The sequence below is a fragment of the Paenibacillus rhizoryzae genome (genome assembly GCF_059686995.1).
This window is the reverse complement of the sequence record NZ_JCAALT010000014.1, coordinates 1-25,657: the sequence shown is the minus strand read 5'-3', so window position 1 is coordinate 25,657 and position 25,657 is coordinate 1. Positions and strand designations below refer to the sequence as shown.

Below are 25,657 nucleotides of genomic sequence, written 5' to 3'. Positions count from 1 at the left end.
CACGATCGTAGTGGTTTGCAGGTTTTTTATGTCCAATCGGCAGATAGGAATGTACGACCTTGGAATGATATGGTATGTTCTAAGTAGTAAGTAGTAAGTAGTAAGTAAATGGACGGAGGGGATTTCCGTGAACCGAGAATATGGCCTTACAGAGCAATTTGCTATCGTAGCCTCAGATATCCGGGCACATCGGAAGCATACTTTCAATCGAACTAATTTGGAGGTTTACGTGGTCGGTGCAGCCATTATTGAGCTAATGCTGAATGAGCGTGTTCTTGTGGACGCTAAAGGGTACCTCCGCATAGCCGATCATGCTGTTGACAACTCCAACCCGAATTTCATTCCGCTGGAGGATAGCTTGTCGAATGCTCGCAGGCCTAAGAAATTAAAGGGCTGGATCCATTACTTCTACATGAGGTATAGGCTGCGTCAAACGATGTTCGGGTCCTTGACGAATTCATTGTTTGACGAAGGCGCGCTTGCGATGGAGAAGCGGAAATTCCTCTACATATTCCCCTATCATCGTTATGTCACCACTCCCGAGCACAAGGATCCCGTTATTCAGCGACTTCGGGCAGAACTGTTGGAGGACGGACCGGTGACCAAAGATACCGCCATGCTGGCCATGATGATGGAGACCTCGCAGCAGCTAAAGGTTTATTTCTCAGGTTATGAGCAAAGCGAGCTGAAGAGAAAGCTCTCAGAGCTGCATGAAACGCAGCATGAGGAATGGAAGAACATCAAATTGATCCGCAGAGCCCTCGAAGAGATGGAAGCATCCTCATCATAGGTGCGGGTGCTGTTGTGACGTGAGGAGAGAGCCATGTCCAGACGCAGAAGCTTAGAGAAGATTATGTCATCCGAGCTAGTCACGATAAGCGAGCTTGTTCAATTATCCGGCATGCGATACAGCACGCTGAAGTATTATGCAGAGATCGGCTTGCTGCCGTTCGAGCAGTTGGATGTCGGCCTTGTAAGACGATACCCCAGGGAGCAGTCGCTGCAGCGGCTTGAGGAAATTGTCTTATGCAAGGAGCGGGACGGGATGACGATTCAGGAAATTAGTGAACACTATCGCGTTCAGTGAGGGATAGTGCTGTGCACCCGTGAGGGTGCCTATTTTGTTTTGTCAAAATGGTTGATAGGAAGAAGGAACGAAGGTGTCCGTTTGACAGGGAGGCTGATAAAGCGTTACATCTATAGTAAGGTGAACATGGAGAGAGGAGGCTTGAGCGTATGGATAAAACAAAAGTTCTCATTATCGAAGACGAGACGGCAATCGCCGATTTGCTTGCATATGGATTAACGAGAGAAGGCTTCCTGACGCGGATTGCTTCAAACGGAGCGGAAGGCATCGCAGCGCTGGGACAATTCAAACCCGATCTGCTCCTGCTGGATTGGATGCTGCCTGATCAGAGCGGACTTGATATCTGCAAACGAGTCACTGCGGATTCCAACATTCCCATCGTTATGATCACGGCCAAATCCGATATTACAGACAAAATTATCGGCCTGGAATTCGGAGCCGATGACTATATTACGAAACCATTCGATTTGCGAGAAGTCATCGCACGCATACGTACAATTCTTCGCCGCCTGGCGAATGCGAATCGATTAGAAGAAACAGAGGAGCAGCCACCACTTCGGTTCAATGACGTCGTGATCGTGAAGAGCGAACGAATTGTCCGCAAAGGCGAAGACCTCATCGATTTGACGCCGAAGGAATTCGACTTGCTTCTTAAGCTGTGCAGCAATCGAGGACGGATTTTTTCGCGCGAGGAGCTGCTGGAATTGGTATGGGGCTATGAATATGCGGGAGAAACAAGAACGGTGGACAACCATATCCAGCGGCTGCGGAAGAAGCTGGACGCGAATGAGTACATTACGACTGTTTTCGGTATCGGCTATAAATTCGAGAGAGGGACGACGTAGATGTTCCGTTCTATCCGTGCCAAGTTCATCGTCGGCTTCTTTCTTATTTTCTGCTTTGCGTTCGTGCTCATTAATCAGACGGTCTCCCAAATTATCCAGACCAGTAATCGCAATATTATTACCGAAGATCTGATTGGACTAAAGAAGAATAGTAACGGCTATGTGCGACAGGCTTTCATGATCAATCATTTTACGAACAATGATCTCTACTTCGGGCAAATCGCCGAGGAAATCGCAAGTGATTTGCATTACGCCACCTCTAGCGAAGTGAGCGCCTATACGGTCGGCGGTGTGCTGCTGCACTCCACGAACCCGGCAGCTTTCACAGGCGTATCGACGGATGATCTCAAACAAGCTTTGCGCGGCGTGACAGCCTATACGATTTCGTATGACAAGGGGACGGCATCCGTTGTTTACGCCTATCCAGTCATGATTGACGGCGTAAAGGTCGGTATTCTGCGATATGCCAAATCTTTTAACCTGCTGTATGAGCAGAGCGGACGCATATTGGATGCGATCTTCTACTTCGCACTTGCCATCTTCGCCGCAGCATTCTTATTCTCTTATCTGCTGTCCAGGCATATCACCATACCGCTGGTCAAAATGGCCAAAGCCTCTGAAGAGGTGAAGAACGGGAATTTAGCGATTCGGCTGGGGATTAAGCGTAGAGATGAAATCGGCTTGCTTGCCGGCAATTTCAACGCGATGATCGGACGAATCAGCAGCCAGATTGAACGAATCGGGCGTGATCGCGATCGGTTGGAAACGCTCAATTCGCAGCGCAAGGATTTCTTCGATAAAGTGACGCATGAGCTGAAGACTCCGCTTACTACCATACTCGGCTATGCGGAATTGATTCGGGAGAACGGGGAAAGCGATAAGGCGTTCTTCCGTAAAGGCATGGATCATATTGTCGAGGAGAGTCAGCGCCTTCACGGTATGGTGCTTTCGCTGCTGGAAGTTTCACAGGAGCGGGATGGGTGGCAGGAACGGGTACGCGTGGATGTGGGCTTAACGCTGCGAGACGTCAGTGAAGCGATGGCTATTAAAGCACAGCGTTACAAGAAAAAGATTGCCCTAGAGGCCGAGGAAGGACTCTATGTACGGGTACAACCGGACAAGCTGCGCCAGTTGATCATTAACTTGCTGGACAATGCGATCAAATACAGCTTCGCGCATTCGGAGATTAGCATTCACGCTGGATTGGATCAGTCAGGAAGGATACGGCTTGCTATTGTGAATCAGGGTGAAACGATTGCTGAAGAACAGCTGACGCGCATCTTCGAGCCTTTCTTCCTAGCAGAAGGGAAGCAGAAGGAAGCAGGCAGTGTTGGGCTCGGTCTCAGCATTGCCCAGTCTATTGTCCGCGAGATTGGCGGCAGCATCGACATGGTCAGCAAGAACGGGGAAACAACGGTTTATGTAGAGTTGCCGTATCTGACAGAGGAGGGAGCGCAGGAATGAACGGACGAATGACAGCTATATTGCTTGTTTTCATCCTGCAAGCTGCCCTGCTGACGGGTTGTATAGGCGAACTCAAATCGGAGACGATTATTATTCCGGACTCGGCCGAGGAGGATAACGGCTTGCCTGACAGCCAGCCGTTTGCTGTAAAGACTATCTACCGACTCCCTTTATCCAATGAGAAAAGCATCTACGGCTGGAGCGGCAATCAAACCATTGCTCATGTCTCTATGATTGGACTCGCACATGAACGTTTTGCCCCGCCTTATTCAGAATCGGAGAAGCTGCCTGTTCTGACGGGCGATGCTTCCATTCAGGCGGATGGCCTATCGCCGGGTGGGGGCTATGTTTCCGGGTATTCATCGACGAGGGACGGCTTGTCCCTATGGATCATCTCGTTAGCTGATCATCGGAAACGGCTAATTCAGACCGTTCACTTCTCGCGGCTTGGGACAGGGCGGCTGATGTGGTCAGGTACTGACAATTATGTCTCTTATGTAGGGATGGATGACAGCGGCGATTATATCGGCGTCTATGATACGAAGCTAGGTACGCAGAAGCGTTATTCGATTCCGGACTGGAATCGTTCCTACAGTATTCAAGCGGTCAAAATGTCCGACGACGGCCGGAATGTCTGCATCATGAAGGAAGAGAACGGTTATTCGGGGCTCTTAATCGGATCATGGCAGGGCGATCATTTTGAACAAAGTTATGCGCATCGGATCAGCCATGATACGCGGCCGGCGTGGCTGGGTAATGATCAAGCGGCTTTCGTCGGTACGGATGATACGCTGTTTGTGTATGATCTGCGAAATGCCGAAATCAATGTGCTGCATGATCGGGTTGGCAGCTTTGCGCTGTCGAGCGATCGCAAATGGATCGCCTTCACGACAGATCAGGTTGCCATCAAAGCAGCGAAGCTGAAAGGAAATAACGTCCTGCAGGAACAAACGGTTTATCGCGGCCTAGTGCCGACAGATATGGCGTGGAGTCCGGATGGCAGCAGGCTGCTCCTACAAGGACGCAAGCCTTATGAAACATCGTCCTCGCAGGCGGCGCCAGCAGTTGAAAGCCAAGATACGGGTCCCTTAATCATTCAATTTCAATAAGTTCTAAGTGCAATGAAGCATCTTGTTGAAGGTACGCATCCATGCTGTGGTGCAGATGCCTTAGACAAGATGCTTTTTGACGTGCGGTATGCCTCCTTCTTCGTGACAACTTGTTTACAAGTTGTAGAAGTGTTGGTGACATCGAAGGCTTAAAGTAGAGAAGTCGTCGAACGATCACCTACATGGATTCGGCGGGAAGGAGAACATGCAATGAAAAAAGGAATCTACGGGCTCGCCAGTTTGCTGCTTCTCTTCAATTTGACTGCTTGCAGCGGCACTCATTCACAAACAGACGATAAGCCGGGCGGTGCCGTTCAGGAAACGGGGAGCGCTGGGAATACGTCGGATGTCGTAGATGAAGGCGGCAGCAATGTCGAGGTAAACACCGGTACCGATGCCAATGCCAAGAAAACAATCGTATTCTCGACCTTCTTCCCTGACGATCGGTTCAAGGATGCGAAGCGGAAATACGAAGCGCTGCATCCGAATATCACCATTAAACTGCGGGACGTCGAAGTGGATGACTCCCATCTGGAAGCTGCTATGGAGAAATATGTGACCACGACGAACACCGAGCTGCTGGCGGGTAAAGGTGCCGATTTGATCCAAATGGATTTGCTGCCAACCGATAATTACGCCAGCCATCATTTGCTCGCTGATCTGGTTCCGATCATGGAGGCGGATAAGACATTCAAGAAGTCGGATTACTTCAGCAATGTGCTCGATAATGTACGCATTGGCGAAGGGCTCTATAGCATGCCGCTCTCCTTCTTCCTCAAAGGTTTTGCCGGCGACGACAGCGCCATCGCCCAAACAGGCATTAAGTTCGATGATAAAACCTGGTCTTGGAACGACTTTATTCAAACCGCGAAGCAAATGACTTCCAAAGGCGGCCATTCAACGGCACTGATTTATGGTGGTCCGGAATATATGCTTGCCAACATGGTCAATGACAATTATGCCTTGTTCGTCGATACTGCCGGCAAGAGCGCCTCATTCGATTCATCGACCTTCACGGGATTAATGAAACAGGTCAAGGGGATGTTCGATGACGGACTAATTAATTCGCAAGGCCGCGGCGATTCCTACTTCCATGACATTCAAATCAACTCGCCGTGGGATTATCTCGTCTCCCTGCGCGAAGTGGGCGAGAATACGAGCTTGTATGCCAAGCCCCATGCGCAGGATACGAAAGCCGGCGGGTATTTTCAAACCTATCGCAATGTTGCGATTAACGCCAATTCATCTGTGAAGAAGGAAGCTTGGGATTTCGTGAAATTCATGATGTCCGAGGCAGTGCCGACGCCGCCTGCGTCAGCGGGATTTCCGATTAATAAGCAGGTGTTCGCGAAGCAGTTGGAGCAATTGAAAAAGGATGGCACCGTGCAAGCCTATAAGGAAGGTCCGCTTCATGGATTAACCTTCAAGGTAGATCAAGCAAAGCTGGCTAAGCTTGAGGCTTACGTGAACGGAGCGGTTCATCCGGTTGAACGCGATTCTACGAAGGTAGGAGGCGAGGTAGGCAAGGTCATTGTTGAAATCGCGACAGCTTATTTCAGCGGACAGAAATCCGCTGAGGATGTGGCCAAGCTCATTCAGAACAAAGTGACTACCTATTTGAATGAATAGGCAGCTCGTGAAGAGAATCCGAAATGGAGATGGCTGGAGAGCCGTGCTATTCTTGGCACCAAGCTTGGCCGGTTTTGCGATATTCTATTTCATTCCCTTCTTGATCGGGGTATACGAATCATTCACGGATCAAGCGCTGGGCGGCGAATTCGTTGGCTTGGGGAACTACAAGGAGCTGCTTGCCAGCGGTTCCTTCCGCAAGGCGGCGTCCAATACGCTGCTCTTTACCGGCATCGGCGTCCCGCTCTTGCTTGTGCTTTCCTTAACGCTGGCGCTGCTTCTTAATCGGCAATCGTGGCTGCGCAGCTGGCTGCAAACTGCTTTTGTCCTGCCGCTGGTCGTTCCGGTTGCTTCCATTGTATTGATCTGTCAAATTTTCTTGGATTGGAACGGAACGATGAACGCCTGGCTGCATGCCTTTCATTACGAGCGAATCGATTGGATGCAGTCCAAATGGTCAATGAGCGTGCTCGTGATGATGTATATGTGGAAAAACATCGGCTACGATATGATTTTGTTTCTGGCGGGTCTTCAATCGATCCCCAAGGATTATTACGAGACGGCGCGGATTGAAGGTGCGGGGCGGCTCAGGCAATTGTTCCATATAACGCTCGTTTACTTGACGCCGACTATGGTCTTCGTTGTGCTGATCTCGATTATCAATTCGTTCAAAATATTCCGTGAAACCTACTTGCTCGCAGGGAATTATCCCTTTGACCGCATCTACATGCTGCAGCACTATATGAACAACATGTTCTTCGAGCTGGATATCCAGAAGCTGACGGCTGCCGCGGCTCTGATGGTAGGCTGCATTGTCGTGCTGGTTACGGGGCTGCTGCAAGTAGAACGCCGTTTCCGAGCGTTCATGGAATGAAGCGGGAGGTAGGAATGAAGTCGTTTACGAGAGTCCCGCGAGCATTGCTGACTATCCTGCTCGCAGCTGCTGCAATCGTTATGCTCGTTCCGATTGTACTGACCTTTACGAATTCGCTGATGACAGAGCAGGAAATCGGGTTGAATTACGATCCCATTGGCAAAATGACGGATTCGGCGCTTGGCGGACAGCGGAATTTCGTCAATTTGAAGCTGATTCCGGATTGGCTGTCATTCGGCCAGTATGCGCAGGTGCTCATTCTGGCGCCAAAGTTTCTCCACATGTTCTGGAATTCCGTGGCGCTTGTTGGGCCAATTATCGCCGGCCAGACGGTGGCAGCAACGCTCGCAGCTTATGCGTTCGCCAAGCTTCGTTTCCCCGGGCGCGAGAAACTATTCATGCTCTATGTCATGACGATGCTGATGCCTTTCCAAGTCACCTTGGTGCCGAACTATTTGGTCGTGAATAAGCTTGGGCTGATGAATAGCGATGCCGCCATCATTCTGCCGGGCATCTTCGGTGCCTTCGGCGTCTTCATGCTGCGTCAATTCATGACGCATATCCCAGGCGCTTACGTGGAAGCAGCCAAAATGGACGGAGGCGGCCACTGGATTATATTCACTCGTATCATGTTGCCGCTCGTTCAGCCCGGGTTAGCAGCTCTGACTGTTCTGCTGTTCGTCGATTATTGGAATATGATCGAGCAGCCGCTGATTTTCCTTCAGGATGCCGCGAAACAGCCGTTGTCTCTGTATCTCGCCCAAATCGACCATGAGGCAAGAGGGATCGGGTTCGCTGCCTCCGCGCTGTATATGACGCCGATGATTTTGCTGTTTCTCTATGCAGAGTCTTATTTTATCGAAGGTATCCAATTGTCGGGCATTAAAGGTTAGTTCAGGAGTGAGGGTTATGGAAGAAGAGAAAACACGTGCTCGAAAACGCAAGATTCGCCTAATAGCAGGCTTGTTTCTAGTTTTGTTGGCGGGTTTAACGCTTGCTGGCAATACGCTGCAGGCGCTGTCGTTAACGAAGGTTTATACGATGGAGGCCGTTAAAGGACAGATGTCGCATGCCTTTGAAGGGACAGCCACGTTGGCACCTTATGACGAAAGAGAGCTCGCGAATCCAGCTGGCTGGACGGTCACTCGCTTGCACGTGAAGAAGAATCAGGCCGTACACAAAGGGGAAACGCTTATAGAATACGACGATACCGAAGCCAAACAACAAATCGCCGCCGGTCAATCTACGTTGAAGAAACTGGAGATGTCGATGGAAAGCCTTCAACTGAATTTCATCCAAGCCAGCAGTTCCGACGATGCTTCCGCGAAGATCGCAGCCAAGCTTACGCTGGAGACGGCTAAGCTTGATATCGCCGATCAGAAGCAAGCGTTGTCGTTTCTTCAAACGGAAGCTGAAGCGAACAGCCGGATTACGGCGCCTTTTGATGGAATCGTTACAGACGTTCATGCCGAGGTAGGCTTGAAAGGCGATGGATCACCGGATATTCGCATCTCGAATGCGGAGAAAGGGTACCGGTTTGAATTGTCTGTTCCATCTGATCTTGGCGCGCTGCTGCAAGTTGGAGAGAAGCTGGATGTCCTAAAGCTCGGTAAGGAGAGCGCGGTGCTGACAGGGGTTATTGCCGAGATCAAAGGGACGGTTCAACCGCCCGACCATGCTGGGGATAGTGATGGAGGAGACGGAATTGGGGGGATGTCGACGAATACGCTTGTCTTCGCATTGCAGGACAAATCGCTTCGAGGCGGGGAACGAGTCCAAGTGATTTTGACCAAAAATAACCCGAACAGCGAGATTATCGTTCCGAACGCGGCTATTCACGAAGACGGTAGCGGCACCTACATCTACTCCTTCGAGGAGAAACAGGGTCCACTCGGTAATGCTTATCACGTGGTGCGCGTTCCCGTTGAAGTACTGGATAAGAATGATACGACGACGGCCATTCAAGGCGGGATATTCGAGCAGCAGCCGATCATTCTGGACAGCGATCACCCGATTATGGAGGGAGAACGGATCAGGCTGTAACGGATAGGGGGAAAAATGTTTGAATAGGGTTTGTTTTGGTTTGAACTTGCCCGAAATCGGTTCACACGGTAGGTTCGGCGTGATATAGTGGGGTGACATTTGCGGTTGGTAGAAGAAGCTATCCGCATTCAGCTCATCATGAAAGAGGTTGATCCAGGATGAAGATTACGCGCTGCGCAGCAAACCCGATCGTCACGCCCGGTCTATACGACTGGCGCAAAGCGACGGTATTTAACCCGGCTGTTATTATCGAAGGCGATAAATTCTATATGATTGAGCGGACGGCGGGCAGTCTGGACCCGTTTCAATGTTTCTTAGGTTTACTCGAAAGCGATGATGGCATCAACTTCCGACACGTGCAGGATACGCCGGTTATTCACCCGGAGCAGTTCGGCTTCCCGTATGGCAGCATTCAAGATCCGCGCGTCGTGAAGTTTGACGACACGTACTATATGAATTATGCGCTTCGTCCATGCTCGATGAGCTATTATCCTACAGGTGTAGGGCTTCCAAACAACTCGAAGCCTGATTACCCGAACGGCTGGGGCAAGCCGGAGGATTGGCTGACTCGTTCGTCCATTGCAACCTCGAAGGACCTCATTAACTGGGAGTTCCTATGCGATACAACGCCGCTTGAAATCAATGATCGCGACAATATTTTGTTCCCTGAGAAGATCGGCGGTAAATACGCGCTTCTTCGTCGCCCGGAAGAGTACATCGGCGAAGAGTATGGCACAGAGAAACCCGCCATGTGGATTTCCTATTCCGAGGATATGATCCACTGGGAAGATCCGATCTTGATTGCGCAAGCGGAGCAGGAATGGGAGTTTAAGAAAATCGGAGGTTCCACACCGCCGATTAAAACCGATAAAGGCTGGCTGACGCTCTATCATGGCGTAGGTCCGGACCATATTTACCGTGTCGGCGCTATGCTGCTTGATCTGGAGCATCCGGAGAAAGTGGTCGCTCGCGCACCGGGCTTTATTATGGAACCGGAAGAGTATTACGAGAAATTCGGTCTGTTTATCCCGAATGTCGTATTCCCAACTGCAAATGTAGTGAAGGATGGCTTACTTTATATCTATTATGGCTGCACAGATACCGCGATTGGTCTAGCGACTGTTCCGCTGGATGAGCTGGTAGCGTATATCATTACGGAAAGTAATAAGTAGAAAAGGGAAGCTTCGGGTGACCGGAGCTTCTTATTTCACTTATTCGATCGTTTTCGTCTATGATTCGATTATTCAACTGAAATGAATGTTACAAGCGCTTCACTTTCTAGGTGGGCGTTTTTTTGTAATAGTGATTTACAAATAGTGCGGAAAAATAGGATAATAATTACAATTGAGTATGATTTGGGGGAAGACTATAAATGAAGAAAATTAAAATGAGTCAAATCATAGAGCTTATCGTGATATCTGCCGTATTGGTTAGCATTACTGTTTTTATAAGTTCTGCGGTGTACGGTGTTGACTATGGGAGAGTTTTTACGACAGGGAATAACACGGATACCGACCAGCACACGTTGCCCTGGTTGTAAAGCTCTCGCAGCTGCGCACGCTAAGGGATGACCAGATTAGCGACGAGCTGAAAAGCGATTTGAACAACGTGCAAAGCTTGATAAGCATCGGTATGCGGGACAAAGATATTGCTGCCCTGTTATATGCCCACCGGGTAAGCCACGACCTTAACATCGAGCACAATGGCGCTGCGGACGAGGCCTGGGGCTACGCAGAGGATACGGACGGTTCTAAAGCAGAAGCGATGGAAGTGTACATTAGAAGCCATAAATAACGACTGAATGGTAGCCATTCTAAAATGGCACGAAATCCTTTATTTAAACTAGTTAATCACTTGATTATCTCATAAATTCCATGCTATACTGCCTATTGTAGTAACGTTATAGAGCAACATTGACGAGGGGCCTTAGCTCAGCTGGGAGAGCGCATCGCTGGCAGCGATGAGGTCAGGGGTTCGATCCCCCTAGGCTCCACCAAATAATAAACTTCAACGCAACCTATTATAGGTTGCGTTTTTTATTTGGTGAAATGTCAAGCGACAAAAGAACAACCATTTCCGCACGATATCTCGACATACTATTTTTAAAAAGTTTAATAGAATAGGTTCTGTGGTTTAAATAACAACGTCAAAGGAGGAACGTGTTTGGAAAATGATTTAGATCTGATAAAGGTTGCTACACAGATAAGGATAGGTTCGAAGCAAACCTTTTGTGGGTTTACCGATGTCGGTGAGTTTTATCAGCGTAACGTGATACCGGCCAAGGTGGAATTTATTAAAAAATGGGATTGGGCAGGGAAATTATTTGAAATTGATTCTCTAAAGATTGAAGTTGAATACCCGGGAAACACAGACGGAGTAGCTCACAAGGCAACACCGCCGTTTAATCTAAAAGGCGCGCCACCCCGGAAGTACATATTAAGCAGACGGCAAAAAGGCGGATTCATGATTTTCGATGACTGGCATCCGGAAACACTCATCACGACCCTTACCTACCGTTTTTACGCAAACACTGCCAGGTTCAACAAAGGCATGCGCATGAAAGATTATTTAATACACGTCAGTGCATTTAACCCCAAGTGTCTGGAGGTTGCCAAAAAAAGCATAGGAGTGGAGCCCATTGTTTATTTCGTGGTGGACAGAGGATGGTTAGATATACAAAGGCACGAAGAAAGAATGCGGCACTACTACAACCGCAAACGCGCACATCCCCTTTGGACGTACGAGCCACCTAATCCAGAACCGGTACCAGAGCCGTCGATCTACATATGCAAGCATGGATGCTCCTACCATTCGAAGCACCGTGGAGCAATGAATTTGCATGAACATAAGCATTGCAAAATGAAAAATAAAATATAGTGAGTATGAAAGGAGCGAGTCATTCGCTCTTTTTTTGTTGACAAAAACTATTGAGCTCGATTTTTTCCCTATCAGACAGAAGAAAAGGCGTCTGCGGACGTCCGCCCTTTAGGGGAGACGGTCCGCAGACGCCGGACTAATCAGCCTTTAACACCGCCAGCGGTTAAACCTTCTATAATTTGTTTTTGCAGAACGGCATAAATAATCATGACAGGCACGATGCTGTATACGATTCCCGCTGACATTTGAGCATAATTCGTGTTATAGATATCGCGGAAACCGACCATCCCGACTGGCAGCGTGCGCAATTCATCTGTGGAGATGAAGAAATTCGCCATTAGAAACTCATTCCAGTTTCCGATGAAGTTTATGATAAATACGGTTACCAATGCCGGGATTGTAATCGGTAAAATGATTTTAGCGAAAATCCCCTTGGCACTCAATCCATCCATGACAGAGGCTTCTTCGATTTCACTAGGAATAGAGCGCATAAACGCCGACAAAATGATTACCGTAAATGGGATTGCCCCGGCGGTGTACGGAAGGATTAGTGCCATATGGGTTCCCAAGATGGGTTGACCAAATATCACTAACTTATTCAATAAGATGAAAATTGGCAGAAGTAAGGCGCCGCTCGGAATGAGTAGGCCGATGAGTACGAATTGGTACACCCCTTTGCTCATTTTCGAATATCGCATCCGCGTAATTGCAAATGCGCCCATGGACGAGAAAATAATCGTCGCGATCGAACATAGCGTTGCGATATACAAACTATTGAAAAAGTAAACACTGATTTTCGCATTCACCCAAGCTTCATAATAGTTTTCAAAATGAAACGTAGAAGGGAAGCCGAATGGATTGCTTGCAATCGCCTGATTATCCGACTTAATGGACGAGAAGAGGACGAACAGAAACGGGTAAAGCGTCACGACTAAATAACCTAATAGAATAATATGGGGGATACTTCTTTTTACGGATCTTAGTGTCATCGTCATTAGTATTCGACCCTTTCGACTCTTCTGGCAATTACAAATTGGTACAATGCTGTAAGAATGAGAGAGAAAATGAAAATCAACACCCCAATGGAGTTGCCATACCCATATTTCGCATTCGTGATCCCGTATTTAATTAAATAGGTTGCCATTACATCCGTTACCCCGCCCGGGCCGCCATCTGTCATAACGATGATAATATCGGCCGCTTTCATTGCACCGGAGATGGAAAGCATAATGACAACGGAAATGATAGGCATTATTAGCGGCACCGTAATGCGGGTTGCGCGCGTGAAAGCGCTAGCCCCATCGACGATTGCAGCTTCATCTATTTCTCTAGGGATGGACAATATGGCAGCAAGCACCATCACGACATAGAATCCCGTCCACTGCCAAGCATTGGTTATCAAGATAGAAAACATGGCCCAGCTGGTGTCGGATAACCACATGACAGGTTGTAATCCCAATTTAGTCAAAACTTGATTGAACAAGCCGATGTCCGGTTCGTAGATGAAACTCCACAAGATGCCGATTACCGCAGTCGACATGACGGAGGGGACGAATACAGCCGTTTTATATAAACCCTTTAGTTTCTTTACGTTGCTGATTAAGAGTGAGAAGAAGATAATGACCGGAACTTGCACGAATACCGAGAACAGAATGAATTTACCGTTATTTAAAACGGAGTCCCAAAATAAAACGTCCGCAAACGCATGCTTAAAGTTTGTCAAACCGTTAAACTTGGCTTCGGTAAGACCGTTCCACTTCATAAAGCCTGTGGTGAAGGCGGAAATCATCGGATAGATGAAAAACATGAGATAGAGGATAAGGAGAGGCAGTAAAAACAAGACATACGTCCAAGGATTTCTTAATGTTTTATTCATCGGTTCCTCCGCGATAATCAGACATTGGCTGTGTGAATCGTTCTTATAAAAAAGTACCACCCACTCTGAGGCGGGTGGTACATTTCTCAATTATCAATTAGAAATCGTCGTTGTTTGCGGCATTCTGCGCTTTTTGAACAGCGTCCAGCATGGCCTTAGGCGTAATTTTCAAGCCAATTAGTTTTTGAATGCCTTCGCTAATCGCGGTATTTACATCCGGTTGTACCAGTGAATCGAATGCCGGGAAAGCGCCGCTTGCTTTGTTGCCCACTTCAATGATTTCCTTCACAAGATTAGAAGCTTTGGCGTTAGCCAATTTGGTGCTGTTTACTTTCATGGAAGGCAAGACGCCGTCTGCTTCCAGTCCGCGAATTTGCATTTCGTCATTGTACATGTTCTTAATGAACGATTTCACAAACGCATATTGTTTTTTGTCATTTTTCACTTTTGCCGAGAACCCGTAACCGTTGGAGAAACCGCCGTTTACTGCCGTTTGGCTGCCTTTGCCGCCAGCAACCGAAGGCACTGGGAAGTAGCCGACTTTGTTCGTTAAATCCCCGGCTTGTTTAGGATCCGCGAATACGCTGGAAGCCCATGATCCGTCATACATCATGATGGCTTCACCGCGAACGAGTTGGTTGCGCTGTTCGGCATAATCCAAACCGAGCTCGCCTTGTTTAAAGTAGCCTTTTTTCACCCAATCTTGGTACTTTGTGAAAGCGGCAACCATTGGCGCGCTATTCCATTTTGTTTTACCGGTTGTGAAGCCATTCGTAATATCCGGACCTGCATAACGGGACCACAACGTGTTAGCTGTCATTAACGGTACCCATGCGGCTTTGGAAGCTTGAGCAAAAGGCGTTTTCCCGTCTTTTTTGATCGTATCCGCTAATTTCTCTAGCTCGGCTAATGTTTTCGGGACTTTCAAACCATGGGCTTTAAAGTATTCTTTATTATAGAAGTAACCTTCTTGGTAGCCGCCGATAGGCAGGCCGTACACTTTTCCGTTCACTTTAAATTCGTCCAACGAAATGAACTTATTCGACAAGCCAAGCTCTTTCAGAATCGGCGTAAGATCCAGAAGTCTATTTGCTTCAACATACAACTGAGTATCGGCTCCACCGAACAGATCGAAGATCGCAGGAGCTTTGTTGACTACCATTTCAGAGCGTAATTTCTCTTTGCGGTTTACGTCCGAATCTACGCCGTCTAGTTTGTATTTGACGCCTGGCACTTCTTTTGAAACCCTACTCAAGACATCTTTTAGGATATTGAAACGTTGTTGTTTCGCCTCGCCTAATTGCGTATGTCTGATTACGATGGTGTCGGTTTTTGCTGCTGCACCAGCCGTACTTAAGACAGTTGTCGCCCCAAGGACCAAGCTAAGGGATGAGACTAGAAGACGTTTCTTCATGATCGTGGAACCTCCCAATATGATTTATGTACTACTCAAGCATAGGATTATTAGTAAATTCTGGGTAGGGCTACATTTCTATTATTTAAGGATAAATTTGTATAAAGCTGAAAGTCTATAAGGCAATGGGATTGTATCTGTGGCTAAGTTTCGATGAAATTCCGACTTAAGGGCCAAAAATTGTGAACAATCGGAGTCTTCGTAGTTAATAGTTAATAGAAGGAATTAGTTGCATAACGAAGAAAGGCCTATTAAATCCGGCTAACCTAGTCAGGCTAATTTCGGACGGTTTCAATAGTGGGATTTCGGCATAGTCTTTCTTTGTGTTTGCGAGTGCCCAATACTATAATGATAGAAAACCCGGACAGAAGATGAGGACGCAAAAGTGATAAACAGAGTGAATTTCACTTCAAAGAAACAAGTTGTTTTGATTATGATGATTTTCGTAATTCCTCTGGTGTTGCTGTTAAGCATTTACAATTTTTATGTTGTCAACGTGTTAAATAACAAAATCGAACAAACGAACCGTAATTCAATCATGCTGTATCAAAACACTTTCGAAAAAAATCTAAGCAATGCGGATTTGTATATGTCGAATTTAGTATCGAACGACTCTAGCTTCATGAAATTGATGTTCGTGCAGGATCCGATTGATCTGCAATTTTATGCGCAAGAAATCATGAAAAAATACCAGGGCTATTTTCAGACGAACGATATTATCGGGGGCATGTTCGTTTATTCCAAAACGAATCATCTCTTCTATAAAACGTATCGTCAGAACTACTCCCATGACATACGACAGGGTGCCGAAAGTTATTTGAAAGCCGTTCTTCAAACGCAAGAAAACTTTCGGTCGCGAGGGTGGTTCCCGCAAGAAATAGACGGCAAGTTTTATTTGTTTCGCATATTGGGATCTCGGGAAACCTACACGGTTTGCATGATTGATTTCAATAACGTGATCATGCCGCAGCATTTCAGTCAAAACCAAGGAGACAGTTTTTTTGCGTTCGCCACCCGGGAAGGCGTCCCGCTGACTTCCATAGATGCGATTAAGGAAATGGGCATTTCGATTCGGAACCATAACGAATCTCACTATATTTCCGGCAGCTCCCAAAAGTATTTTGTAGTTCAGAACTACTCGGCTTCTACCAAACTAAACTATATCTATATCATGCCGTACCGCGGCTTCCTATTCTATTTGGACACGGTTCAAATCGCATTCTTAGTCGGCTCGGTGTTCATTTTATTGCTGATGTTTATTTCGTTCCTATTATTGGAGCGCTCTTACTTTAAGCCGCTTAAGCGAATGATGGCCACGATGAAACAAATCAAGAACGGACATGTGAACGCCACCATGAGCACGAGCTCGGGAGTCAATGAATTTAGGCAAATGAGCAGCACCTTCAATGAAATGATGACGGAAATCAAAGATTTGAAAATCGAAAGCTATGAGAAAGAAATGCAGAAACAACAGGCAGAACTTCAATTTTTACAAATCCAAATCAAACCGCATTTCTACTTGAATGTGCTTAAAAATTTGTTTGGGATCGCGGAACAAAAGAAATACGATCAAATTCAGGAAATGATTCTTTTGCTGTCCCGGCATCTAAGATATATGTTCCAAGAGAACTCTTCTTTGGTCCCGCTGGCAGATGAAATCGCAAGCGTGCAGAACTATATGCAATTGCAGCAGATGAGCGCTTCTCGTAAATTGATTTGCAAAACGAACGTAGACGAGCGTTTAAAGGATTTTCGGATTCCGCCGATTTCGATCCTAACCTTCGTCGAGAATGCCATTAAACATGCCGTTTCGATCCATGGCCAATTAATCATTTCGATAAAAGCCAGTCTACTTGAAAACAATGAAGATAAATTCGTTAATATCACGATTATGGATAACGGAGCCGGATTTTCGGACAAGATGCTGGTTCTGCTGAATGATTCGAATCCATCCGCTTCGAAGGATCATGTCGGTATTTTGAACGTGATTCGAAGATGCAACGTGATTTATCAAAATAAGTGCACTTTTTTATTCAGTACTTCGGGCGGTGCTTGCATCGATATTTTTATTCCGTATCATTCGGATGAAGGGAAAGGGAGCGTAACCTCGTGAACGTACTCATCGTAGACGATCAGACGCAAGTGGTGGACGGATTGTTCTTCGGGATCGACTGGGCGAAAATCGGGGTGAAGGATGTGCTGAAAGCTTATAATGCTTTCGAAGCGCGAGAAGTTCTAAACAGCCGCCCCATCGATATCATGTTATGCGATATCGAAATGCCGGCTGAATCCGGTTTGAATTTATACCAGTGGACCCGGGATCAGAAGATCGATATCGAATGTATTTTTTTAACGGCGCATGCCGATTTTACGTACGCGAAGACGGCGATGCAGCTGGGCGGGTTCGATTATATTCTCCAGCCCGCGAGATATGAAACGATCGAGAGTACGATCCGAAACGCCATTCAAAAAATCACTCAGAAAAACGAAACGAAAAAATACTACGCTTACGGTAAAATGTTTCAGCAAAACAAAGAGATATTGCTGGATAATATCTTCAAGGATTGGGTGTTTCGCAGAAGTAAAGATTCGGCGAGTGTCATCCATGATCTTAACCAAATTCAGGTTTCGCTGGATTTGAAAGACCAGGTCTACCTGGTCATGCTTAACGTCTTTCGTTTGAAGGCATCGATGGAATCCTGGCGCAATGGCATGTTGAAATTCTCGATCGGCAATATCGTGACGGAGCTGTTCGCGCGATACGGCCAGCACGTGCTGGTCGCCCAAATCGATGATGACCGATTGTTGTTCCTTGTGCATTCCCCTAAGCGCCAACTGATCGATCAAGAGGGCGTTTTGCGGCAGTTGAATAAATTGATCGAGGTCTATCGTGGCTATTACGGCTGCGACATTGCCTGTTATACCGGCGAGAAAATCGTCGTTTCGGAAGTACCCGAGCAGGCAGGGCAACTGCTCGAGATGATGCAGAACAATGTTTCTTTCGCGAGCAGAGTATTCCATGCGAAGGATCGAACCGATCAACAGTCCGTTTCTTATTCGATTCCGAACGTGAGAATGTGGAGCAAATTGCTCGAGCAAGGCGATACGGAAGTCGTTCGCGACCAAGCCTGCGAATTTTTGAACATGCTTGCGACCGACGGGAAAATCGACGCCGAATTTCTAAAGCGGTTCTATCAGCAGTTTATGCAGATGCTGTATACGACCGCTGAGACGAGGGATATTCCGCTTGATCGCATTTTTCAAGACGAGCACCGTCTGGAGAAATGGTTAAGCTCGTATACGAACGTGGATGATATGAAAGAATTGATTGCGTATACGACGAAATTTTTCAAGCTGTTTCCCGGATCCGAAGAAGAAATGAAAAATCAAGTCGACCTTATTATCCAGTACATCCGCGATCATATCGATCAAGACATTCGGCGCACGGATATTGCCAGGGAAGTTTATTTGAATCCGAACTACTTATCCAGATTATTTAAGTCCGAAACGGGAACCTCTCTGAAGGAATTTATTGTGACGGAGAAGATGAAGCTGGCGCAGGCGATGCTTAAGTCAACCAAGCTGCCGATCAGCATTATCGCGATGAAGGTCGGATACGCGAACTTCTCCCACTTTTCCCAGGTGTACAAGAAGACTTATAATGTCACGCCTGCCGAGGATCGCGGGTAACCGGGAAAGCAAAAGAATACCCTCCGCATGCTTGCTAGCGAGCGCGAGGGTATTTGTTTTGAGGCCAACAAGTTACAAATCAAACAGCGGAAAGATACATTTACAACAATGGCAATCGTGCAGGCGTTGGACAGGATTAAAAGTGATAATAGACGTTACAAGATCGGTAGAGCGAAAACGTGCCTTTTATTAAGATGATTATGAGCTTTATAAGCTACTAAAGTTTCGAGGGGAGTCTTCAGCAATGAAACAGAAAAAGATGTTAACTTTACTATCGGTATTGGCTTTGTCGACTACATTATTTACTGCTTGCGGTAGCAACAGCAACGACGGCAGCAACAACGCATCGGAGGAGAGCAACAAGCCGTCCCAAAGCGCAGCCGCGGAGAAACCGTACACGGTTGACCTCATGATGGTAGGCGACGGCAAAGAGGAAGACATCCAAGCAGTAGAGCAAGAAATCGACAAAATTACAAAACCGCTCATTAATGCGGAAGTCAACATTACAAGGGTCGGTTTCGGGTCGTTCCAACAACAGGCGAATCTGTCGTTGTCGTCCGGGGAAAAGATGGATCTGTTCGTCACCTTCGCCCTGGATATCAGCTCGCTCTCTAACAGCGGTCAAATTTTGCCAATGACGAAGCTGCTCGAAGGTCATGGTCAAGACATTCTTAAAAACTTGAGCGAAGGCGACCGTCGCGCGGTATCGATCAACAATGAAATCTATGCGATCCCAACCGCAAAAGAAAAGGCAACGAATTACGGCTATATCATGCTGAAAGAAATTGCCGATGAAGTCGGCTTTAAACCTGATGAAGTGAAAACGTACGACCAGCTTGAAGCGATCATGACGAAAGCGAAAAAATTGCACCCTGACATGTATCCGATCGGACTTGATTTCACGAACGTCTATCGTCCGGGCACGGAAGACAATCTAGGCACGGGCTCTGGTGTTATCGACGGCCTGGGAGAAAGCACGAAGGTCGTCAATATGATCGAAACGGACAGCTATAAAGACTTCGTCAACCATATGTACAAGTGGTCGCAAAGCGGCTTGGTTATGCCAGATGCGGCCAACAACTCGGAAAGCAGAATCAGCTTGCTTAAAGCTGGCAAAGTGATGGGCGGCTTTAGCGGTTTGAATCCGGGCAACGTCAACGACATCGCGAAGCAAGTAGGCAAACCATTCACCGTCATTGAATTAACGAAGCCTTTCTCGATTACGGGCCACGTTTCCGGAATGGGATGGTCTCTGGCGAGCAGCAGCGAAAATCCGGAAAAAGCGATTGAGTTCTTGAATCTGGTGCATACAAATCCCGATATTTCGAACCTTCTCGTTTACGGCGTCAAAGATCGTAACTACGTGATGGTGGATGAAGCGAAGGGCATTATCGACTATCCGCAAGGCGTAGATAGCGGGAATACGGGCTGGATGTCTCTGCCTTGGGCGACGCCCAACGCTTCGATCGCCTATATCTGGAAGGGCGAGCCTGAGGACAAATGGGACTATCTGCAACAGTATAATAGCTCCGCTCATCAATCTCCGGCAAAGGGCTTCCGTTTCAATGCAGAAAGCGTAGCGAATGAAATTACGATGGTAAGCAACGTTGACGCGAAATTCGCGCTGGCCTTGGAATCGGGTACCTTGGATCCTGAGAAAACACTCCCTAAGTATTTGGAAGAACTGAAGGCTGCCGGCGTCGACAAAATTATCGCGGAAAAGCAAAAGCAGCTGGATGCATGGCTCGCGGCAAATAAATAATTGATCCTGATCTATTCCGCGGGTAGGAGATAAGTGGAGGGTGCCATGATACTGCTCAAAAAAAAAAAGAGAGATCGATTTAAAAATTTTATTCCGCTCTATTTGATGCTCATTCCGGGATGTATATATATCTTTATCAATAATTACATCCCGATGAGCGGTCTTATGATCGCATTCAAAAAGATTAACTATCGGATCGGGATTTGGGATAGCCCATGGGTAGGATTCAAAAACTTCGAATTTTTGTTCAAGACGAATGAGGCATGGACGATAACCCGAAATACGATTCTGTACAATGTAGTCTTTATTGTTCTGGGAACCGTTATTGCGGTAGGCGTCGCCATGTTACTCAATCAGATCAGTCAAAATATGGCGCGAAAAACGTATCAAACGGTCATATTGCTCCCTCATCTTATTTCGATCGTTGTCGTGAGCTATCTGGTGTTCGCTTTTCTGAGCTCGGAATCGGGGTTTATCAATAATAGTATTTTGGAGCCGCGCGGGTTAAGTCCGATCTCGTGGTATTCGGCGGCAAAATACTGGCCTTATATCATCGTTATCGTAAGCATTTGGAAATCTTTCGGATATAGCTGCATTATTTATTATGCGACGCTCGTCGGCATCGATAAATCCTATTACGAAGCCGCGGTGATCGATGGGGCGAACCGTTGGAAACAGATGAAGCACATTACGCTACCCGGACTTAAATCGATTATCATCATCTTGACACTGATGAGTATCAGTAAAATCTTTTACTCCGATTTCGGGTTATTCTATCAGGTTCCGATGAATAGCGGCGCCTTGATCGATGTGACGAACACCATTGATACTTACGTGTATCGGGGACTAACCAAACTCAACAATGTAGGGATGGCATCGGCAGCCGGATTTTATCAATCCATTGTTGGATTCGTCCTCGTCATCGCTGCAAATTATGTTGTCAAAAAAATAGATAAAGATAGCGCCTTGTTTTAGCGGAACGGAGTGAATCAGACTTGGTCGACAACAGTAAAGGCTTTCAGTTATTTGCGCATCTTATGATGATTCTGCTAGCGCTATTTTGCTTGCTTCCTTTCGCGCTTCTTCTCATCTCATCCATTACGGATGAAAAAGCGCTTATCCAAAATGGGTATTCTTTTATTCCATCGGCATTTGATTTCTCGGCGTACAAGTTTCTGTTACAGGACTCCAATTCAATCGTAAACGCATATAGAGTTACCGCGTTCGTAACGGTAATCGGGACGGTAACGAATATCCTGCTAACGACCTTGATGGCCTATCCGTTATCGAGGAAGGATCTGCCCGGAAGAAACGTGTTCTCGTTCTTTATTTTCTTTACGATGTTATTCAGCGGAGGGCTGGTACCGTCGTATATGATGTGGACGCAATACTTCGAAATTAAAAATACGATATGGGCATTGATCGTTCCAGGGATGCTGCTAACGGCATTCAACATCATCATGATGCGTACCTACTTCACGACCAACATACCCGACGAGGTCGTAGAGGCTGCGAAAATTGACGGGGGAAGCGAGTCCAAAATCTTATTTAAAGTTATTCTTCCGATGTCCTTGCCGATCATGGCGACCTTGGGATTGCTCGTGGGCTTGTCCTATTGGAACGATTGGTTAAACGGCCTCTACTATGTCACGGATGCGGATCTGTTTAGCATTCAGGTTCTCCTCAATAAAATGTTGTTGGACGTTCAATTTCTAATGAGCAGCGCTTCAACCGGAATGGGCAGTAACTTGTCCGCGGGTCTTCCTTCAACGGCAATCAAAATGGCCGTTGCGGTACTGGGCATTTTACCGATTATGGCCATTTATCCATTCTTCCAGAAGTTTTTCGTAAAAGGGATTACCGTAGGCGCTGTAAAAGGTTAAGCTTGTCATTGACAATGGAACGTGCAATTCGTATGATCCAAATAGAATTGCAAAATAATTGCAAATGGGGTCGAATGCGAATGGTGACTGCGGATTGGTCGAAGAAAATTACCGAAATCACATTGTTTGTGAAAGATTTGCATCGGTCGAAGGCATTCTACCGGGAGACGTTCAATCTCGCGATCCTATATGAAGACGATAATTGCGTAGTGTTCGATTATGGCAATACATGCATCAATTTGCTAGAGCAATCGAGTGCCGATGAGTTGATCGAGCCGGCGAAGGTTGGGCATGGCGGAGACGGTGCCCGGTTTCAGTTTACAATCCAAGTAGCGGACGTTGACGCGGTATGCGATGAACTGAAGGCGCGGGGCGTTAAGCTATTGAACGGACCGATAACGCGCCCTTGGGGACGGCGGACGGCATGTTTTGCAGATCCGGACGGGCATTTGTGGGAGATTGCGCAGGTGCTGTAACGGAGCGTAATGATGATTCGAAAACGGCAGAAATGCCGTTTTTTTGTTATTGTCTATGGAACTGCGTTCATGTTGGCGAGCTAGGAGGGATTTATATCGTAAACGATGAAGAACTTGTCTCGGCCACTATAGATGGGGATGTCCAGGCTTTTGCCTTATTGGTTGAAAAATATACCAATGCGCTTTGTTCCGTTGCTTATGGAGTCATCGGTGATTTCCATTTGGCCCAAGATATTGTTCAAGAATCGTTTGTTAAGGCTTACTTCAATCTGCATACGTTAAAAGACGCCGCAAAGGTGGGGAGCTGGCTGTATGCCATTGCTTATCGGCAAAGCGTGGATGTGAAGAGAAAAGCGCAAAAAGCTCAGCATGTATTAAAAGGTACTGCGGGATTAGACCGGACACCTTCATTCGAAGAGATTGTGGAGAAAAGGGAGATCCAAACGGAAGTTTGGAAAGCGTTACATGGTCTGGACGAGCGTAATCGGATTATTATGGTTTTATTTCATATAAGCGGATTCTCTATGGAGAGTATTGGCCAGTTTCTTAATATGTCGGTCAGTGCAGTTGAAAGCTGCCATCGAAGAACGCGCAAGCTGTTGAAGCAGGAACTGATGGATGTTTACTTCGATGGAGTAAGAAAACAATATCCGGCTCAAACCATGAAATCGAAAGTAACCGCCCGTGTTATTAAAAGGGCGGGCCATTTTTACATACCTGTATCGGACAAAACGCGGACATCAGCATGGTTTGTTGAACACTTTGGATTGTCTACGGATCAGAACGGAGATCTGATAATGCCATCCGGACAAATCCTATACTTATTACCAGTGAAACCTTCAAGCGCTGATTCTAACGATGACTTATCATTTCCCGTATTGTCTTTTGAAGTCGATCATATTAAGGAAGTGTATGAAAGACTTAAGAATAGCGGTATCCTTGTAGATGACCTGGAAACTGTGATGACGGGCCAACACTTTTTCTTCCACGACTTGGACCACAACCGCTTTGGTATTTATCAATCCAACTAATTTTTAATTGGGATGACGGAATTTCGAATCGTCGTTCGTCTATTTAATGAATAATGAAATGGAGGATGATGAGCATGAATGAGGAAGTGTTGACATTGCGGGAGAAGGAAGAGCAAGCGGTTAAACCGCTTCTGAAACGAGTATCCCATAACTATTTACCTGTTTCCGATTTAAAGCAGGCCTTAGCGTGGTATATGAAGTACCTTGGATTAAAGCATATTAGCGATAATCGCACACCTAGGAACGATGGCGGGATTCTTATCCTTGGCAATGGTCAATGGTTGTTTCTGCTGGAGACCAAGAGCAAGAAAAATGCAAACTTTGTTACGGATGATTGGGAAGGCGACGATTATGAAATGTTCTCTCTCACCTTCGAGACAGATGATATTATTACGCTTCATGGGTCCCTTCGAAAGAGCGGAACGCATGTAGAACCGATCGTTGATCTGGGCGGATGCGGCCTTCAATTTAAGTTTAAAGATCCGGACGGGAATAAATTTAATGTCTGGCAGGACCCTGACAAGGGATAAGCGGAAAACAAAGGCTCGCCAATGATGGCGGGCTTTTTTTTCGCTTTTTTCTAAACGGCCTTGATTCTAATTAAATGCTTTACAGGACACCTAAAGGTGTTATATTATGAATTAGGACACTGATTGGTGTCCGATTAAAAATAAGAATAGAGGAAGTGGATTCAACATGCATATACTAGCCATCATTCTTCAAAGCTGGCTGCTCTTCTCCATGGCATTCTTTGGTGGAAGCAAGCTTGCAGGAGCCAAACATCAAATCGAACTGTTTGATTCTGTGAGACTTCCCCAGTGGTTCCGCGTCATTACGGGCATCGTGCAAATTGCAGCCTGCGTGGGACTCATTATCGGTTACTGGTCAGCAGGGTACGCCGCATGTGCAGGAATATTAGTCGGCGTTATGATGATCGTAGCACTGATTGCGCATTTTAGAGTGAAACATCCATTCGCAAAATTGTTCCCGGCGCTATTAAACTTATTGATAGCCGCCGGAGTAGTTATTTTATACGCAGATGAGCTGTCCAATCTTTTTGGATAGGCTGTACTTCAAGCCCACGAAATTACTTTGAACTGCACCCCACTTGTTAGACTCATCTACCAAGTGGGGTGTTTTTTTGAGTAAGTTTACTGAAGATGAGAAGTATCAAGCCGTGAAGGCTTATTTAAATGGCGCAGAGTCTTACAGAGAGATAGGCGCACGCATCGGTGTGGACCACAAAGTTGTTACAAGATGGGTAGCCCTCTATCGAGTGAATGGTATGGAGGGTTTAACCAAGAGATATTCAAACTACTCAAAAACGTTTAAAATGGACGTACTGAATTTTATGAACGAGTCAGGAGCGTCCGCTTTAGAAACAGCTGCTAAGTTCAACATTCCAGCACCTTCGACCGTTTTGCAGTGGAAGAAGGCTCTTGAGCAGCGAGGTGAAGACGCCCTACAACCTACTAAAAAGGGGCGCACGCCGATGAAAAAGGAAACGAACAAATCAACACCAGTTGAGGGTACCATTGAAGCATTACAAGCAGAATTAGAGCGACTTCGAATGGAGAACGCCTACTTAAAAAAGTTG

General features: G+C 46.7%; 25 protein-coding genes and 1 tRNA gene. 23 read left to right on the top strand and 3 right to left on the bottom strand.

All coding sequences use genetic code 11. The annotated features are described in order from the left end of the window. Positions 1-127 precede the first annotated feature (127 nt). The 13 genes from AC6ESO_RS27980 to AC6ESO_RS27920 all read left to right on the top strand — a co-directional run bounded on the left by AC6ESO_RS27980 (position 128) and on the right by AC6ESO_RS27920 (position 11,928). Positions 128-790: a GOLPH3/VPS74 family protein gene (locus tag AC6ESO_RS27980; RefSeq protein WP_497094267.1), complete on the top strand. Its 663-nt coding sequence runs from the start codon at positions 128-130 to the stop codon at positions 788-790. A gap of 33 nt (positions 791-823) precedes the next feature. Beyond that, positions 824-1,087, top strand: a complete 264-nt coding sequence (locus AC6ESO_RS27975) for a MerR family transcriptional regulator (RefSeq protein WP_497094266.1) — start codon at positions 824-826, stop codon at positions 1,085-1,087. A 149-nt stretch (positions 1,088-1,236) separates the two neighbouring features. Beyond that, on the top strand, positions 1,237-1,932 hold the full coding sequence (locus AC6ESO_RS27970) for a winged helix-turn-helix domain-containing protein (protein ID WP_497094265.1): 696 nt from the start codon (positions 1,237-1,239) through the stop codon (positions 1,930-1,932). Further along, positions 1,933-3,396 carry a HAMP domain-containing sensor histidine kinase gene (locus AC6ESO_RS27965; RefSeq protein WP_497094264.1) on the top strand — a complete coding sequence of 488 codons (1,464 nt, stop codon included), beginning with the start codon at positions 1,933-1,935 and terminating at the stop codon, positions 3,394-3,396. It begins immediately after the preceding gene. Continuing rightward, on the top strand, positions 3,393-4,505 hold the full coding sequence (locus AC6ESO_RS27960; RefSeq protein WP_497094263.1) for a hypothetical protein: 1,113 nt from the start codon (positions 3,393-3,395) through the stop codon (positions 4,503-4,505). Before AC6ESO_RS27965 ends, AC6ESO_RS27960 begins: the two co-directional genes overlap by 4 nt. Positions 4,506-4,715: 210 nt before the next feature. Continuing rightward, on the top strand, positions 4,716-6,134 hold the full coding sequence (locus AC6ESO_RS27955; RefSeq protein WP_497094262.1) for an ABC transporter substrate-binding protein: 1,419 nt from the start codon (positions 4,716-4,718) through the stop codon (positions 6,132-6,134). Beyond that, on the top strand, positions 6,127-7,008 hold the full coding sequence (locus AC6ESO_RS27950) for a carbohydrate ABC transporter permease (RefSeq protein ID WP_497094261.1): 882 nt from the start codon (positions 6,127-6,129) through the stop codon (positions 7,006-7,008). The genes AC6ESO_RS27955 and AC6ESO_RS27950 overlap by 8 nt, the downstream gene beginning before the upstream one ends. Positions 7,009-7,022: 14 nt before the next feature. Then, positions 7,023-7,901 (top strand): carbohydrate ABC transporter permease, encoded by an 879-nt coding sequence (locus AC6ESO_RS27945; RefSeq protein ID WP_497094260.1) that lies wholly within the window; start codon positions 7,023-7,025, stop codon positions 7,899-7,901. Between the two features lie 16 nt (positions 7,902-7,917). After that, entirely contained in the window at positions 7,918-9,051 is a 1,134-nt protein-coding gene (locus AC6ESO_RS27940) for an efflux RND transporter periplasmic adaptor subunit (RefSeq protein ID WP_497094259.1), read from the top strand. Between the two features lie 158 nt (positions 9,052-9,209). After that, positions 9,210-10,223, top strand: a complete 1,014-nt coding sequence (locus AC6ESO_RS27935; RefSeq protein ID WP_497094258.1) for a glycoside hydrolase family 130 protein — start codon at positions 9,210-9,212, stop codon at positions 10,221-10,223. A 427-nt stretch (positions 10,224-10,650) separates the two neighbouring features. Then, positions 10,651-10,845 carry a hypothetical protein gene (locus AC6ESO_RS27930; protein ID WP_497094257.1) on the top strand — a complete coding sequence of 65 codons (195 nt, stop codon included), beginning with the start codon at positions 10,651-10,653 and terminating at the stop codon, positions 10,843-10,845. Between the two features lie 126 nt (positions 10,846-10,971). Further along, positions 10,972-11,047 (top strand) — tRNA-Ala (locus AC6ESO_RS27925). Between the two features lie 167 nt (positions 11,048-11,214). Continuing rightward, positions 11,215-11,928, top strand: coding sequence for a hypothetical protein (locus AC6ESO_RS27920; RefSeq protein WP_497094256.1), 714 nt, complete (start codon positions 11,215-11,217; stop codon positions 11,926-11,928). Positions 11,929-12,068: 140 nt separating this feature from the next. Here the strand turns inward: AC6ESO_RS27920 and AC6ESO_RS27915 are convergent, their stop codons facing one another. The 3 genes from AC6ESO_RS27915 to AC6ESO_RS27905 form a co-directional block, all read right to left on the bottom strand. Beyond that, positions 12,069-12,923, bottom strand: a complete 855-nt coding sequence (locus tag AC6ESO_RS27915; RefSeq protein ID WP_497094255.1) for a carbohydrate ABC transporter permease — start codon at positions 12,921-12,923, stop codon at positions 12,069-12,071. After that, positions 12,923-13,804 carry an ABC transporter permease subunit gene (locus AC6ESO_RS27910; RefSeq protein WP_494816789.1) on the bottom strand — a complete coding sequence of 294 codons (882 nt, stop codon included), beginning with the start codon at positions 13,802-13,804 and terminating at the stop codon, positions 12,923-12,925. The genes AC6ESO_RS27915 and AC6ESO_RS27910 overlap by 1 nt, the downstream gene beginning before the upstream one ends. 97 nt (positions 13,805-13,901) lie before the next feature. After that, positions 13,902-15,218 carry an extracellular solute-binding protein gene (locus tag AC6ESO_RS27905; RefSeq protein WP_494816790.1) on the bottom strand — a complete coding sequence of 439 codons (1,317 nt, stop codon included), beginning with the start codon at positions 15,216-15,218 and terminating at the stop codon, positions 13,902-13,904. A 589-nt stretch (positions 15,219-15,807) separates the two neighbouring features. Between AC6ESO_RS27905 and AC6ESO_RS27900 the strand changes: the two genes are divergently transcribed. The 10 genes from AC6ESO_RS27900 to AC6ESO_RS27855 form a co-directional block, all read left to right on the top strand. Next, complete coding sequence (locus AC6ESO_RS27900; protein WP_497094254.1) at positions 15,808-17,331, top strand: sensor histidine kinase; 1,524 nt, start codon at positions 15,808-15,810, stop codon at positions 17,329-17,331. After that, positions 17,328-18,908: a response regulator transcription factor gene (locus tag AC6ESO_RS27895; RefSeq protein WP_497094253.1), complete on the top strand. Its 1,581-nt coding sequence runs from the start codon at positions 17,328-17,330 to the stop codon at positions 18,906-18,908. The genes AC6ESO_RS27900 and AC6ESO_RS27895 overlap by 4 nt, the downstream gene beginning before the upstream one ends. A gap of 244 nt (positions 18,909-19,152) precedes the next feature. Then, positions 19,153-20,670 carry an ABC transporter substrate-binding protein gene (locus AC6ESO_RS27890; protein ID WP_497094252.1) on the top strand — a complete coding sequence of 506 codons (1,518 nt, stop codon included), beginning with the start codon at positions 19,153-19,155 and terminating at the stop codon, positions 20,668-20,670. Positions 20,671-20,715: 45 nt separating this feature from the next. Continuing rightward, on the top strand, positions 20,716-21,645 hold the full coding sequence (locus AC6ESO_RS27885) for an ABC transporter permease (RefSeq protein WP_497094251.1): 930 nt from the start codon (positions 20,716-20,718) through the stop codon (positions 21,643-21,645). Positions 21,646-21,665: 20 nt separating this feature from the next. Beyond that, positions 21,666-22,553 carry a carbohydrate ABC transporter permease gene (locus tag AC6ESO_RS27880; RefSeq protein WP_497094250.1) on the top strand — a complete coding sequence of 296 codons (888 nt, stop codon included), beginning with the start codon at positions 21,666-21,668 and terminating at the stop codon, positions 22,551-22,553. An 80-nt stretch (positions 22,554-22,633) separates the two neighbouring features. Then, complete coding sequence (locus AC6ESO_RS27875) at positions 22,634-23,029, top strand: VOC family protein (RefSeq protein WP_497094249.1); 396 nt, start codon at positions 22,634-22,636, stop codon at positions 23,027-23,029. Beyond that, a complete protein-coding gene (locus AC6ESO_RS27870) occupies positions 23,005-24,060 on the top strand; it encodes a sigma-70 family RNA polymerase sigma factor (protein WP_497094248.1) in 1,056 nt (351 codons plus the stop codon). Before AC6ESO_RS27875 ends, AC6ESO_RS27870 begins: the two co-directional genes overlap by 25 nt. 74 nt (positions 24,061-24,134) lie before the next feature. After that, on the top strand, positions 24,135-24,590 hold the full coding sequence (locus tag AC6ESO_RS27865) for a VOC family protein (RefSeq protein ID WP_497094247.1): 456 nt from the start codon (positions 24,135-24,137) through the stop codon (positions 24,588-24,590). A gap of 166 nt (positions 24,591-24,756) precedes the next feature. After that, positions 24,757-25,125 (top strand): DoxX family protein, encoded by a 369-nt coding sequence (locus tag AC6ESO_RS27860; protein ID WP_497094246.1) that lies wholly within the window; start codon positions 24,757-24,759, stop codon positions 25,123-25,125. A 76-nt stretch (positions 25,126-25,201) separates the two neighbouring features. Further along, positions 25,202-25,657, top strand: a 456-nt coding sequence (locus AC6ESO_RS27855; RefSeq protein WP_497094245.1) for a helix-turn-helix domain-containing protein, incomplete at its 3' end; no start/stop codon positions are given.